At 39.1% G+C, this 13,629-nt stretch carries 13 protein-coding genes and 1 pseudogene; all 14 read left to right on the top strand.

Going from position 1 to position 13,629, the window contains the following annotated elements; genetic code table 11:
- Positions 1 to 74: 74 nt before the first annotated feature.
- A complete protein-coding gene (gene gutM, locus HV560_RS02670; protein WP_176812099.1) occupies positions 75 to 443 on the top strand; it encodes a transcriptional regulator GutM in 369 nt (122 codons plus the stop codon).
- 74 nt (positions 444 to 517) lie between these two features.
- Complete coding sequence (gene hxpB / locus HV560_RS02675; protein WP_176812100.1) at positions 518 to 1,165, top strand: hexitol phosphatase HxpB; 648 nt, start codon at positions 518 to 520, stop codon at positions 1,163 to 1,165.
- A gap of 41 nt (positions 1,166 to 1,206) precedes the next feature.
- A complete protein-coding gene (gene srlR / locus HV560_RS02680) occupies positions 1,207 to 2,004 on the top strand; it encodes a glucitol operon DNA-binding transcriptional repressor SrlR (RefSeq protein WP_025235009.1) in 798 nt (265 codons plus the stop codon).
- A gap of 10 nt (positions 2,005 to 2,014) precedes the next feature.
- The gene (locus tag HV560_RS02685) at positions 2,015 to 2,950 is read left to right on the top strand and encodes a KpsF/GutQ family sugar-phosphate isomerase (RefSeq protein ID WP_176812101.1); all 936 of its coding nucleotides are present in this window, start codon (positions 2,015 to 2,017) and stop codon (positions 2,948 to 2,950) included.
- 197 nt (positions 2,951 to 3,147) lie between these two features.
- On the top strand, positions 3,148 to 5,022 hold the full coding sequence (locus tag HV560_RS02690; RefSeq protein ID WP_176812102.1) for a PTS mannitol transporter subunit IICBA: 1,875 nt from the start codon (positions 3,148 to 3,150) through the stop codon (positions 5,020 to 5,022).
- A 57-nt stretch (positions 5,023 to 5,079) separates the two neighbouring features.
- Entirely contained in the window at positions 5,080 to 6,219 is a 1,140-nt protein-coding gene (locus HV560_RS02695; protein ID WP_176812822.1) for a mannitol-1-phosphate 5-dehydrogenase, read from the top strand.
- Positions 6,220 to 6,228: 9 nt separating this feature from the next.
- Complete coding sequence (locus tag HV560_RS02700) at positions 6,229 to 6,747, top strand: MltR family transcriptional regulator (protein WP_176812103.1); 519 nt, start codon at positions 6,229 to 6,231, stop codon at positions 6,745 to 6,747.
- A 99-nt stretch (positions 6,748 to 6,846) separates the two neighbouring features.
- Positions 6,847 to 8,712, top strand: coding sequence for an SLC13 family permease (locus tag HV560_RS02705; protein WP_176807853.1), 1,866 nt, complete (start codon positions 6,847 to 6,849; stop codon positions 8,710 to 8,712).
- Between the two features lie 279 nt (positions 8,713 to 8,991).
- Complete coding sequence (gene yiaK / locus HV560_RS02710) at positions 8,992 to 9,990, top strand: 3-dehydro-L-gulonate 2-dehydrogenase (RefSeq protein WP_159631205.1); 999 nt, start codon at positions 8,992 to 8,994, stop codon at positions 9,988 to 9,990.
- Positions 9,991 to 10,082: 92 nt separating this feature from the next.
- Complete coding sequence (locus tag HV560_RS02715; protein WP_176812104.1) at positions 10,083 to 10,544, top strand: NanQ anomerase/TabA/YiaL family protein; 462 nt, start codon at positions 10,083 to 10,085, stop codon at positions 10,542 to 10,544.
- Positions 10,545 to 10,552: 8 nt separating this feature from the next.
- Positions 10,553 to 11,035, top strand: coding sequence for a TRAP transporter small permease (locus tag HV560_RS02720; protein WP_176809388.1), 483 nt, complete (start codon positions 10,553 to 10,555; stop codon positions 11,033 to 11,035).
- Entirely contained in the window at positions 11,032 to 12,309 is a 1,278-nt protein-coding gene (locus tag HV560_RS02725; protein ID WP_176812105.1) for a TRAP transporter large permease subunit, read from the top strand. Before HV560_RS02720 ends, HV560_RS02725 begins: the two co-directional genes overlap by 4 nt.
- Positions 12,310 to 12,402: 93 nt before the next feature.
- The gene (locus tag HV560_RS02730) at positions 12,403 to 13,389 is read left to right on the top strand and encodes a TRAP transporter substrate-binding protein (RefSeq protein WP_176807855.1); all 987 of its coding nucleotides are present in this window, start codon (positions 12,403 to 12,405) and stop codon (positions 13,387 to 13,389) included.
- An 82-nt stretch (positions 13,390 to 13,471) separates the two neighbouring features.
- Positions 13,472 to 13,591: pseudogene (locus HV560_RS02735) on the top strand (TRAP transporter substrate-binding protein); the annotation flags it as partial.
- Between the last annotated feature and the right edge of the window lie 38 nt (positions 13,592 to 13,629).

The raw sequence follows: 13,629 nt of genomic DNA on the forward strand, positions 1-13,629 counted from the left end.
GGTTGGTTCTGTTCATTATGGAAGTTGCAAAAAAATGAACAAAATCGACCGCTTGTATTTTATTGGGAGGAGCAATGAATTCAACAACCGTCTTCATTATTTTTGCTATAGTAATGTGGCTTTTACAAATTTTATTCGGGGGGCTTCAAATCAAAGCATTTAATCAAGCCTTTATGGAAATTAGCCGGAAAGGAAAAGTAACTGTTGGGCGTAACAGTGGTCGCTTTAATCCAAAATCCATTATTGTGTTGGCATTTGATGAGCAGAAAAAAATTGTTGATAGCCTTTGTATGAAAGGATTCTCTGTTTTTGCTCGACCACAAAAATTAGATGATGTGATTGGCTTATCCATTGATGAAATTGTACCAGAAAAAATCTTTCCAACGGATAAACGCTCACAGTTTGCCTTAAAAGTAGCTATCTCTTCCGGATATAATGCTTAGGATCAAAAATAATATAATTTTTATTTCATTTTGAATATTTTTTATTTGAAATGAGATAATATAGAGAGGAAAGAATGAAGATAAGCAGTGTCATTTTTGATATGGATGGGGTAATGATTGATTCAGAACCCCAATGGGCGGAAGCCCAAATTGAAGTATTAGAAGCGTTAGGAATTAACATTACGGTTGAAGATTGTGAAAAATTCACAAGGGGTAAACGCATAGATGAACTTAGCGAAACTTGGATAAAAAAATTCAATTTAACGATTTCCAATGCCGAATTAAGTGAGGCTATTCTTACTTATGGTTGTAATGCGATACAAAAATCGGGCTATGCGTTAGCAGGATTATATGAATTATTGGATTTCTTACAGTCTAATAATATCAGACTTGCTGTGGCAACATCATCGCCACCGGTTATTATCGAGGCGGTTTTTGATCGTTTAAAATTATGGGATTACTTCCCTATTCAATGTACCGCAATGGACGAAGATTACGGCAAGCCACACCCGGCTGTTTATCTGAGAGCAGTAAAGAAACTTGGTATTGAGAAACAAGAATGCATTGTTATTGAAGATAGTGTAACGGGCTTAATCGCAGCAAAAGCGGCAAATTTAACCACTTTTTTAGTTAATCCACATTATCAAAACGAAAAATTTTCGATTGCTGATGAAAGAATGTTTTCCCTTTTAGATGTAATCACAAAGTTAAAACAGTATTAGCATAGATTGAAATCTCCAATCGTTGCTAATTGGAGATAAAAATGAAACCATTTGAAAGACGACAACAAATTTTAGCGTATTTAGCCAATCACGGTAGAACGGAAGTGGATGTGCTTGCAGCTTATTTTAAGCTAACAGGGGCAACTATTCGTAAAGATCTCACTGCTTTAGAAGATGATAATAAAGTGCTACGAACTTATGGTAGTGTTGTGTTAATTTCGGATGAAACCTTTGATAGAAAAGAAAAAATAGCAACTACAGATAAGGAAGATAAACCAATTTCACAAAAAACAGGGATTAATCTTCAACAAAAACAACGTATTGGACAAAAAGCCGCAGAATTAATTAATGAAGGAAACTCTATTATTTTTGATGCGGGCAGTACAGTGCTTCAAATGATCCCCTATCTAAAACCATTTGATAATCTCTCTTTAATGACAAATAGTTTAACGATTTTTAATGAAATTTTAAAACTCAATAAATCGTATAACTTACTTATTTCCGGTGGCACATTTCGTGAAAAATCAGCATCATTTCACGGTTATTTTGCTGAATCAGCTTTTATTGGTTCAAATTTTGACATACTCTTTATCGGTACTGATGGATTAGATTTAGATGTTGGATTAACGACTTTCAATGAAGTATATAAAGTCAGTTCTCTAATGTGCGATGCTGCAAATAAAATTGTCTTACTTGCGGACTCCAGTAAATTTGGACGTAAAAGCCCCAATATCGTTTGTGGTTTAGAGAAAATCCATACTATTATTACCGATGAAGGATTATCTCAAGAAATGAGAGAACAAATTAAATCGAAAGGAATTGAGTTGTTAGTTGTATAAGGGCACAAAAATGAATCATCTAGACAGTGCAAAAGAAGCGTTGAGCCTTTATGCTCAGCAGATTATTACGCTGAATCATCGCTTATCTGAAGAATTTAACGAAGCCGTGGAGATGATGCTGGCTTGTGAGGGGCGAGTGGTTGTAGGCGGAATTGGAAAATCGGGATTAGTCGGTAAAAAAATGGTGGCGACGTTTGCTTCTACAGGCACACCTAGCTTTTTTTTGCATCCGACAGAGGCATTCCACGGCGATTTAGGAATGTTAAAGCCTGTTGATGTTGTCATTTTGATTTCCAACAGCGGCGAAACCGATGATGTAAATAAATTGATTCCAAGCTTGAAAAGTTTTGGCAATAAAATTATTGCGTTGACAGGCGATCCTTATTCCACGCTTGGGCGAAATGCAGATGTGATTTTAAATATTGGCGTGGAGCGTGAAGCCTGTTTGAATAATCTCGCACCAACAAGCTCAACCTTAGTGACTATGGCATTGGGCGATGTGTTGGCAATCGCATTAATGAAAGCTCGTGATTTTCGCCCAGAAGATTTTGCACGCTTTCACCCAGGCGGAAGTTTAGGGCGTAGGCTGCTCAATCGGGTGCGAGATGTGATGGTACGAAAAGTACCCATAGTTGATCTGAAAAGTACTTTTACTGAATGCCTTTCTGTGATGAACGAAGGGAGAATGGGCGTTGCGGTAATTATGCAAGGTGAGAAACTAGAAGGGATTATTACCGATGGCGATATTCGCCGAACGCTAGCAAAATTTGGGGCAGAGAGCCTGAATAAAACGGCAGAAGAGATTATGACTCGCCATCCGAAAACGATTAATGATTCGGTATTCTTAGCTAAAGCAGAAGATTTAATGAAAGCACTAAGAATTCACTCTCTCATCGCCGTGGATGATGATGGAAAAGTGACAGGCTTGATCGAGTTTTCGAGTTGATTAATGTTATCTTATGCTAGCCTCTTTACTGTAAAAAATAAAAATGTGATCTAGATCACATTTTAAAATTAGGCACAGAAAAATTAATGTGATCTACTTCACATTTTTAAGAGAAATATTTTTGTAACTTTTGAAAAGGGTGCTATTTTGCACACGATTTATTCAATCCTAATTTTCTCTCCTTTTTCGAGGTTTTTATGTCTAATTTAAAAGTGAAAGTTCAAGGTTTTGGACGTTTTCTCTCTAATATGGTGATGCCAAACATTGGTGCATTTATCGCTTGGGGTTTCATCACGGCGTTGTTTATTCCAACAGGTTGGTTGCCAAACGAAAGTTTCGCTAAGCTAGTTGGCCCGATGATTACTTATTTACTTCCACTGTTAATTGGTTATAGCGGAGGTAAATTAGTGGGTGGAGAACGTGGTGCGGTAGTGGGTGCAATTACTACTATGGGCATTATTGTCGGTTCTGAAATCCCTATGTTTTTAGGGGCGATGATTGTGGGGCCTCTTGGTGGCTGGGCAATTAAAACGTTTGATAAAGCGATTGAAGGCAAAGTAAAAAGCGGTTTTGAGATGTTGGTAAATAACTTCTCGGTTGGTATCATCGGTATGATTTTAGCGATGTTATCCTTTGCGTTTATCGGTGGTATTGTCACTCAAATTTCTGCTCTATTAGGTGCTGGTGTAGGGGCATTAGTTGAAGCAGGTTTGTTACCATTAACTTCTATTATTGTTGAACCAGCCAAAATTTTATTCTTAAATAATGCCATCAATCACGGTGTATTTACACCACTTGGCACAGCTCAAGCACAAGAAGTAGGTAAATCTATCCTATTTTTAATTGAAGCAAATCCAGGCCCAGGCTTTGGTATTTTACTTGCTTATATGTTCTTCGGTCGTGGTACAGCAAAACAAACTGCAGGTAGTGCGTCGATTATCCATTTCTTAGGCGGTATTCACGAAATTTACTTCCCTTATGTGTTAATGAGCCCACGTTTAATCATTGCCGTTATTGCAGGGGGTGCAACAGGTATTTTAACTAACTCATTATTAGGTGGAGGCTTAATTGCCCCAGCATCGCCGGGTTCAATCTTTGCCATCTTAGCAATGACAGCACCAGGAGCACACTTTGCGGTAATTGCTTCTGTAGTGCTTTCTTGTGCGGTAACCTTCGCAATTGCCTCCGTTTTACTCAAAACACAAAAAAATGAGGCGTCATTAGAAAATGCCCAAGCACAAACTCACGCAATGAAAGCGGAAAGTAAAGGCGTTGCGGTTGCGGCTGTAGATGGTAATATCCGTAAAATCTACGTAGCTTGCGACGCAGGTATGGGCTCAAGTGCGATGGGGGCAAGTCTGTTGCGTAAAAAGGTGCAAGCAGCAGGCTTAAATATTGAGGTGCAGAACTTAGCGATTAACGATTTACCGCCAGATGCACAATTAATTATTACCCATAAAGACTTAACGCCTCGTGCTCAACAACGTGTGAGCTCAGCTCAGCATTTATCCTTAACCAATTTCTTAGATGGTGCATTCTATGATAGTTTAGTGGCAAAATTAGGCAATCAACCCGCTCTACAAGCGGTTCAAAATGCACAAAATTTTGCAAATCCAGTTGTTGAAGGCCGACAAGAGGAAGGCTTAAAACTTCAAGCATCGCAAGTATTCTTAGGTTTAACGGCAAGCAGCAAAGAAGAGGCAATCCGCTTTGCGGGGGAGCAATTAGTCAACGCAGGATTTGTGCAACCAAGTTATGTTGAGGCAATGTTTGCCCGTGAAGAGTTAGTTTCTACTTACTTAGGCGAAGGCTTAGCGGTTCCGCACGGTACAGCTGATGCGAAAGATAGCGTACTCAAAACAGGCATTGTGTTTTGCCAATACCCGAATGGCGTTCGCTTTACTGATGAAGAAGACGGTGTGGCAAAATTAGTGGTAGGAATTGCGGCAAAAGGTAACGATCATATTCAGATTTTAAGTGCGATTACCAATGCTTTAGATGACGAAAAAGCAATGCAAACATTAACCCAAACTCATGATGTGGAAAAAGTGTTAGCATTATTGGCTAAATAATATTATGGGGCGACTTTCGCCCCTTTGTCTTTATATTAATTTTTCGGAGAACAAATGATGAACGCACTCCATTTCGGTGCAGGCAATATTGGGCGTGGCTTTATCGGCAAATTATTAGCAGATAGCGGTGTATTCGTCACTTTTGCTGATATTAACCAAATGCAAATTGATCAAATAAATGAAAACAAACAATACGGTGTGAAAATTGTTGGTGAGGCAAGCCGTGTTGAAATGGTTAAAAATATCGCTGCAATCAATTCTAAAGATGAAGCGGCAGTGATTGAGCAAGTAAAAAAAGTTGATTTAATTACTACTGCGGTTGGCCCGAACGTATTAGGCTTTATTGCGCCACTTTTTGCTAAAGCGTTAGTGGCTCGTGTAGAAAGTGGAAATACTCAGCCATTAAATATTATTGCCTGTGAAAATATGGTACGTGGTACCACTTTCTTTAAAAACAAAATTTTTGAAAACTTAACTGCCGAACAACAAGCTGAAATTGAAAAAATAGTTGGCTTTGTTGATTCTGCCGTAGATAGAATTGTGCCACCAGCAGAATTAAATGAACAAGATCCGCTAGAGGTAACCGTTGAAGAATTTAGTGAATGGATTGTGGATAAAACGCAATTTAAAGGCACCATTCCAGATATTAAAGGAATGGAATTAACCGATAACCTAATGGCGTTTGTTGAACGTAAATTATTTACGCTTAACACTGGGCATTTAATTTGTGCCTACTTAGGTAAACAAGCGGGCGTAAAATGGATTAAAGAAGCGATTGCTATTGATGATATAAAAGCGGCAGTAAGGGCGACAATGGAAGAAAGCGGTGCGGTATTAATTAAACGCTACGGCTTTGATGAGCAAGCGCACAATGCGTATATTGAGAAAATTTTGAAACGCTTTGCAAACCCCTATCTAGACGATAATGTAAATCGGGTTGGTCGCGAGCCCATTCGTAAACTCAGCCCAAGTGATCGTTTAACCAAACCACTTTTAGGCACGTTGGAGTACGGCTTACCGCACACTCATTTAGTTAATGGCGTGGTAATGGCATTGCAATATCGTAATGAGGAAGATCCACAAGCGGTCGAATTAGCAGAATTTCTTGCAAATCACAGTGTGGAGGATGCAGTTGAAAAATATACAGGCTTAACGGATCAAGCTGTTATTGATAAAGTGGTCGGGTTATATCAATAAGCTTGGTAAATGATTGTGGACTGCATAGATAAACTGAGTGAGGAAGCCACCTTAAAAGGCTTCCTCACCACGGCCAATCAACTGTTTGCGAATTCGGTAGCACAGTTGATTGAGCGAGTGTTTCGTAAAACGGATTTTGCATTAAAATCGGTTGTGGACTCTTTGTTTGAACATCAAGGTCCACTTGCCGATCTTTCAGTTCGTTTAAAAGTCCTGCTTGGCTTAGGTGTGATTTCCCCTAAAGTATTTGAAGATATTTCGCTTTTTCTTGAAGTGAAATCCCATTTAAGCGAAGAGGAAGACGATTTTCCTTTCTCCCACCCTGCGGTCGTGCAATTTGCCAAAGATTTAAATCACATTGATTTTTTGCCTATCAACCAATTGCTGAACGTAAAGGCGAAAAACGGCAATAAAGATTCAATGTTATTTCAAATGCAGCAAATGCGACTAGAAAAAATGGTACGCTCTAGCTTGATTTTAGCCATTACCGAAATTGATGAGCAGCTTAATGTTGAAAGTCCGCTATAAAGTGAGTTTTCACTTATTTTCCCTCTTTTTGATCTTCTCGACTTTTTTCTTTTTCTAAAGCGGTGTAATCTATCTCTAACTATTTTGGAGGATATGATTATGCAATCACTTCTTGTTTTTGTACCTGATTTTTTACAGCAACCACTCCTTTGGGTAATGCTTTTACTGGTTTTTGCCATTTGGCAATTTATCCAAAACAAGCTACGTATGGATATTGTTGCCTTAATTGTAATGCTCTTTTTTAGCTTGACAGGCATTTTGTCGGTGAAAGAAGTGCTGGCAGGATTAAGCGATCCAAATGTCGTGTTGATTGCTCTGCTTTTTATTGTGGGAGAAGGCCTAGTACGAACAGGTGTCGCAAACCAAGTGAGTGATTGGCTGATGCGAGTTTCAGGTGCAAGTGAAACTAAAGTATTAGTATTGTTAATGTTTTCTATTGCTTTACTTGGATCTTTTATGAGTTCTACTGGCATTGTGGCAATTTTTATTCCTGTTGTGCTAGCTATTTGTGCTGGAATGGGCATTTCTCCTCGCCGTTTAATGATGCCACTAAGTGTTGCAGGATTAATTAGTGGAATGATGACTTTAATTGCCACGCCTCCAAACTTAGTTGCTCATTCTGAATTAGTTAAATTAGGCTTTAATGGTTTTGGGTTTTTCAGCTTCACGCCAATTGGCTTAATGATTTTAGTATTAGGTATTGGCTATATGTTGGTTGCTCGCCGTTGGCTAGATAATGGCGAGCAGCGTGAAGAGTTAAGTACAGCTAAACACTTTTCTATGTCTCATTTAATTGATGAATATCAATTAAGAGGTAGGGCAAAAATGCTATTAGTAGAACCTGACTCAATTTGTGTTGGTAAAACTATTGGGCAATTGGATTTACGCATTGGATATGGTTTGAATATTATTGCCATTCAACGCAATAAACATTTCAGAAAAATCACGATTAATGCCTCTGTGAATGAAATATTCCAACCCAAAGATATTTTACTGCTTGATACCGCTTTAGAGGACGAAGCCTATCAGCAACGTTATGAAGCGCTCAGACTCCGCCCCATTGAATTAAAAGGCGAATTTTTCTCTACACACTATCGCTCGGTAGGAATGGCGGAAATCTCAGTAATGCCTGAGGCAGAATGTATTGGTAAAACAATTCGAGAGTTAAAGTTTCGTTCAAGATACCATTTAAGCATTGTAGGTTTAAAACGTGGTGATGAAATCATACAAGAAACATTGCTTGATACACCATTAAAATTTGGCGATGTGTTATTAGTCATGGGCGTTTGGCAACAAATCCACCGAATGGACGATGATCATCGTGATTTCTTCTTATTACGAGCTCCTGCGGAAAGCAAAAATGCACCGCCTGCGTTAAGCCAAGCCCCTCACGCATTATTTTCTGTGCTAACAATGGTGATATTAATGATTACAGGCGTTGTGCCGAATGTAATGGCAGCATTGATTGCTTGTTTAATGTTAGGAAAATTTCGCTGTGTAGATGTAAAAAGTGCCTATGATTCCATTCATATGCCAAGCATTATTTTAATTGTGGGTATGATGCCATTTTCTATCGCACTGCAAAAAACGGGTGGGGTAGATTTAACCGTTCGCCTTTTGCTTGATGTGATGCACGGCTCAGATGTGCATTTTATTCTCATCGCCTTATTTGTGTTTACGGCTATTATTAGTGCCTTTATTTCCAACACGGCAACCGCTATTTTAGTGATGCCAATTGCGATCGCAATTGCACAACAACTCGGCTATTCACCTGCTCCATTTGCGATGACGGTTGCTGTTTCAGCCTCTGCTGCTTTTATGACACCAGTATCCTCGCCAGTAAACACAATGGTACTTGCCCCAGCAGGTTATAAATTTATTGATTTTGTTAAAGTGGGCGTGCCGTTTACGGTATTAGTGATGTTGGTTTCGGTATTTGTGATTCCTATTCTTTTCCCAGTTTAAATTTCATTAGATACAAGCGGTCATATTTGGGTAAATTTTTACGAAAATTATTCACAATCCTTTGGCAAATCCAATGTGCAAAAACAATGCTTTTTATGACCGCTTGTTTACCTTATTAAAAGTGTGATCTACCTCTCAAATTTACAAAAATATTTATAACTTGTTGATTTAAAATGATTTTTATATTTTCAGTTTGATTGACTTTAAACTTCCTTAGGAGTACCTTATGAAACGTGATTTTACTATTTGAAATTTTAATTTGAGGTATTCCAAATGACTATTCGAGTTTCTTACGATGACTTAAAAGCCCAATTTAAACGTGTTCTTCTTGCCCGTAATGTGCGTGAAGACATTGCAGAAGAGTGTGCTACTGTATTTGCCGATACGACTCAAGCAGGCGCATATTCACACGGTGTAAACCGTTTTCCTCGTTTTATCCAACAATTAGAAAATGGCGATATTGTGCCTGAAGCTGTGCCGACTAAAGTACTTTCTTTGGGCGCGATTGAACAGTGGGATGCTCATCAAGCAATTGGCAATTTAACTGCTAAAAAAATGATGGATAGAGCGATGGAGCTTGCATCACAAAATGGTATTGGTGTCGTGGCTCTGCGTAACGCAAACCACTGGATGCGTGGCGGTTCTTACGGCTGGCAAGCAGCGGAGAAGGGCTATATTGGTATCTGCTGGACGAACGCTTTAGCTGTTATGCCACCTTGGGGTGCTAAAGAATGCCGTGTAGGGACTAACCCATTAATTATTGCGATCCCCACTACGCCAATCACAATGGTGGATATGTCTTGCTCAATGTACTCTTATGGTATGTTGGAAGTGCACCGCTTAGCAGGTCGTCAAACCTTTGTGGACGCTGGTTTTGATGACGAAGGTAACCCAACTCGTGATCCTGCAACTGTTGAGAAAAACCGCCGCTTAATGCCTATGGGATTTTGGAAAGGTTCGGGCTTATCTATCGTATTAGATATGATTGCAACATTACTTTCTAATGGCGAATCCACTGCTGCGGTAACTGAAGATAAAGATGATGAATATTGCGTCTCGCAAGTGTATATCGCGATTGAAGTAGATCGCTTAATTGATGGCAAAACTAAAGACGAAAAACTTAATCGTATTATGGATTACGTCCGCACTGCGGAGCGAGCAGATCCAGATGTGGCTGTTCGTTTACCAGGACACGAATTTACCCAAATTCTTGCCGATAACAAGGAAAATGGCATTCCTGTTGATGATAGCGTTTGGGAGAGATTACAAGCCTTATAATTTCTGATAGCACCAGCGTGAACGTTGGTGCTAAACACGAAGCAATACAAGCGGTTCAATTTCTCTAAATTTTTGCAAAAACGGAGCAAAAAATGTATTTCGGTCATATTTCAAATTACAACCCAGTTCAGTATCCGAAAGCGATTCAATTGGCATTGGATTATCTGAAAAATACCGATTTTGATGCGATGGAGGCAGGCGTTTACGAGCTAAAAGGGCGTCAAATTTATGTGCAGGTGTTAGATTTAGACACTAAAGAAAAATCAGCTTATCAACCTGAAGTGCATCAACATTATTTAGATGTGCAGTATCTGCATAAAGGCGTAGAGTTGATGGCAGCGGCGATTGATTTAGGTAATAATCCAGTGGCTAAGGAATACGACGTAGAACGTGATATAAAATTCTACTCCGCCGTACAAAATGAAAATGAATTCCGCTGCAAGCCAGGTAATTTTGCCATATTTTTCCCTGAGGATACGCACCGCACCGCTATTTTTGCAGGCGAGGCTCAAATCCGCAAAGTTGTGGTTAAAATTGCGATTAGTGAACTCTAGGAGTCTTTATGAAATCCTTTGCTCAATTAGTTGGAAAAGTGCTAGAGGCATTTGTGGTGATTATTTTATCTGCAATGTCGATTCTGGTTTTCCTTAACGTTGTGTTACGTTACGGTTTTAATAGCAGTATTAATATCACTGAAGAAATTTCTCGTTTTATGTTTGTGTGGCTGGCATTTTTAGGTGCAGTATTAGCCTTTAGTCATAATCAGCATGTAAGTGTCACGATGCTGACCGAAAAGCTCCCCCCTGTTGCGAGAAAAATATTAAGTATTTTTACCGATCTGGCCATGCTATTTTGCTGCTATTTAATCGTAGATGGTAGTTGGATTCAATTTCAGTTAAATATTAATAATCTTGCCCCTATTTCAGGCTTACCCCAAGGCATTACTTTCCTTGCTAGCACAATTGCTGGTGTGTTAATCGGGATCTTAATTCTTGCGCGTGTTGTAGCAACCATAAGTGTACTTGCAAGAGGAGAAAGTCAATGACTGTCGTAATTTTCCTTTCTGTGTTACTCGGCTCAATTTTACTAGGCATTCCAGTTGCTTTCTCACTACTTGTTTGTGGTATAGCATTAATGGTGCATTTAGATTTATTCGATGCTCAAATTCTTGCTCAGCAAATTGTAAGTGGTGCAGATAGCTTCTCGTTAATGGCGATTCCGTTTTTCATTCTTGCAGGTGAAGTGATGAATGAGGGCGGGTTATCCAAACGTATTATTGATTTGCCGATGAAATTGGTCGGTCATAAGCGTGGTGGCTTAGGTTTTGTAGCAATTCTTGCTGCTATGATTATGGCGAGCCTTTCAGGTTCAGCTGTTGCTGACACCGCAGCAGTTGCGGCAATGCTGTTGCCAATGATGAAAACCACAGGTTATCCGCTGGATAAATCTGCAGGCTTGATTGGTACGGCAGGAATCATTGCTCCAATCATTCCACCAAGCATTCCGTTTATTGTCTTTGGTGTAGCAAGTGGTGTGTCTATTACTAAATTATTCCTAGCAGGCATTTTTCCTGGCATTATGATGGGTATTTGCTTAGCGATGTTATGGTGGTGGCAAGCAAAACGCTTAGACTTAATGACTTTCTCTAAAGCAACAAAAGAAGAACTTTGTATCTCATTTAAAAACAGTATTTGGGCGTTATTGTTACCCGTTATTATTATCGGCGGATTCCGCTCAGGGATGTTCACCCCAACAGAAGCCGGGGCTGTCGCCACATTCTATGCGTTAGTTGTTTCACTTTTCGTGTACCGTGAACTTAAATTTAAAGATTTATACAAAGTCATATTAGCCGCGGCGAAAACGACAGCTGTGGTAATGTTCTTGGTTGCTGCAGCGAATGTAACGGGTTGGTTAATTACGATTGCCGAATTGCCAATGATGCTCACAGAACTTTTAGAGCCATTAATCGAAAGCCCAACCACATTATTATTAGTGATTATGCTCTCAGTATTTATTATCGGAATGGTGATGGACTTAACGCCAACGGTATTAATTTTAACCCCTGTACTAATGCCCTTAGTGCAAGAAGCTGGAATTGATCCAGTATATTTCGGTGTGTTATTTATTTTAAACACCTCAATTGGCTTAATTACGCCACCCGTTGGTAATGTATTAAACGTGATTACCGGTGTATCAAAATTACCGTTTGACCAAGCAGCCAAAGGAATACTCCCTTATATGATAATGATGGTTGCCTTGTTATTACTCTTTGTATTCTTCCCGTCGCTGATTTTAGTGCCGTTAAGCTGGATGCAGTAATGAATTTTTACCCCAACAAGCGGTGACAAATTGTAAAAAATTTGCAAAAAACGACCGCTTGTAAACCATAATGTTAAATCACAGGAGAACCCTATGAAATTATTTAATTTAAAAACTTTAGCAGCATTAGTGGCAGGCATTGCAGTGATGAGCTCTTCAGCAATTGCTGATGTGTCTCTTCGTTTTGGTTATGAAGCGCCTCGTTCAGACAGTCAACATATTGCAGCAAAAAAATTTAATGAGTTGTTAAACGAAAAAACTAAAGGCGAAATCAAATTAAAACTTTTCCCAGACAGCACTTTAGGCAATGCACAAACGATGATCAGTGGAGTGCGTGGTGGTACGATCGACATCGAAATGTCTGGCTCACCCAATTTCACTGGTCTTGAGCCAAAATTAAATGTGATTGATATTCCATTTATCTTCAAAGATCGTGAACACGTTTACAAAGTATTGGACGGCGAAATTGGTCAAGGTTTATTAAAAGATTTAGAATCCCAAGGCTTAAAAGGCTTAGCGTTCTGGGACGTCGGATTCCGTGCATTCTCAAACTCTAAACATTCAGTCACTAAACCTGAAGATATTAAAGGCTTAAAAGTACGTACAAATCAAAATCCGATGTATATTCAAGCGTTTAACTTATTGGGCAGTAACCCAGTGCCAATGCCACTTTCTGAGCTTTACACTGCGTTAGAAACTCGTGCGGTAGATGCACAAGAGCATCCAATTGGTATCTTCTGGTCGGCTAAATTATTTGAAGTACAAAAACACTTGAGCTTAACTAATCATGGCTATACACCGTTAATCGTGGTGATGAACAAAGCAAAATTTGACAGCTTAAGCCCAGACCTTCAAAAGGCATTATTAGATGCAGCAAAAGAAGCAGGCCAATTCCAACGTGATTTAAATGTGAAAAATGAAAAAGAGATCATCGAAAAATTACGTAAACAAGGTATTGAGGTCATTGAACAAATAGACAACGCACCATTTAAAGCGGTTATTGAAGCCGATGTTCGTAAATCATTTATCGAAAAACACGGTGATGAATTATTGAAAAAAGTAGATGCGTTAGCGAACTAATTTGACTTAATTTAATAAGTCTAAAACTCCCTCCAGCGGAGGGAGTTGTTGTATAGACTCTACATCTTTGTAGGAGAAAACAATGAAATTTTTTAACCCAACCGCACAAGCTGAAACTACTTTCCATTTTGCTTATGAAAGCCCTCGCTCCGATATTCAGCATATTGCAGCGAAAAAATGTCATAATTTACTGAAAGAAAAACCTAAATACCACCCCATTCAAAGAGATAGTATTGGCTG

Source organism: Mannheimia pernigra (assembly GCF_013377995.1).
GTDB classification, from domain to species: domain Bacteria; phylum Pseudomonadota; class Gammaproteobacteria; order Enterobacterales; family Pasteurellaceae; genus Mannheimia; species Mannheimia pernigra.

Coding starts and splice junctions, on each gene's coding strand:
- gutM (WP_176812099.1), top strand. CDS start 75: ATGAATTCAACAACCGTCTTCATTATTTTTGCTATAGTAATGTGGCTT.
- hxpB (WP_176812100.1), top strand. CDS start 518: ATGAAGATAAGCAGTGTCATTTTTGATATGGATGGGGTAATGATTGAT.
- srlR (WP_025235009.1), top strand. CDS start 1,207: ATGAAACCATTTGAAAGACGACAACAAATTTTAGCGTATTTAGCCAAT.
- HV560_RS02685 (WP_176812101.1), top strand. CDS start 2,015: ATGAATCATCTAGACAGTGCAAAAGAAGCGTTGAGCCTTTATGCTCAG.
- HV560_RS02690 (WP_176812102.1), top strand. CDS start 3,148: ATGTCTAATTTAAAAGTGAAAGTTCAAGGTTTTGGACGTTTTCTCTCT.
- HV560_RS02695 (WP_176812822.1), top strand. CDS start 5,080: ATGAACGCACTCCATTTCGGTGCAGGCAATATTGGGCGTGGCTTTATC.
- HV560_RS02700 (WP_176812103.1), top strand. CDS start 6,229: ATGATTGTGGACTGCATAGATAAACTGAGTGAGGAAGCCACCTTAAAA.
- HV560_RS02705 (WP_176807853.1), top strand. CDS start 6,847: ATGCAATCACTTCTTGTTTTTGTACCTGATTTTTTACAGCAACCACTC.
- HV560_RS02715 (WP_176812104.1), top strand. CDS start 10,083: ATGTATTTCGGTCATATTTCAAATTACAACCCAGTTCAGTATCCGAAA.
- HV560_RS02720 (WP_176809388.1), top strand. CDS start 10,553: ATGAAATCCTTTGCTCAATTAGTTGGAAAAGTGCTAGAGGCATTTGTG.
- HV560_RS02725 (WP_176812105.1), top strand. CDS start 11,032: ATGACTGTCGTAATTTTCCTTTCTGTGTTACTCGGCTCAATTTTACTA.
- HV560_RS02730 (WP_176807855.1), top strand. CDS start 12,403: ATGAAATTATTTAATTTAAAAACTTTAGCAGCATTAGTGGCAGGCATT.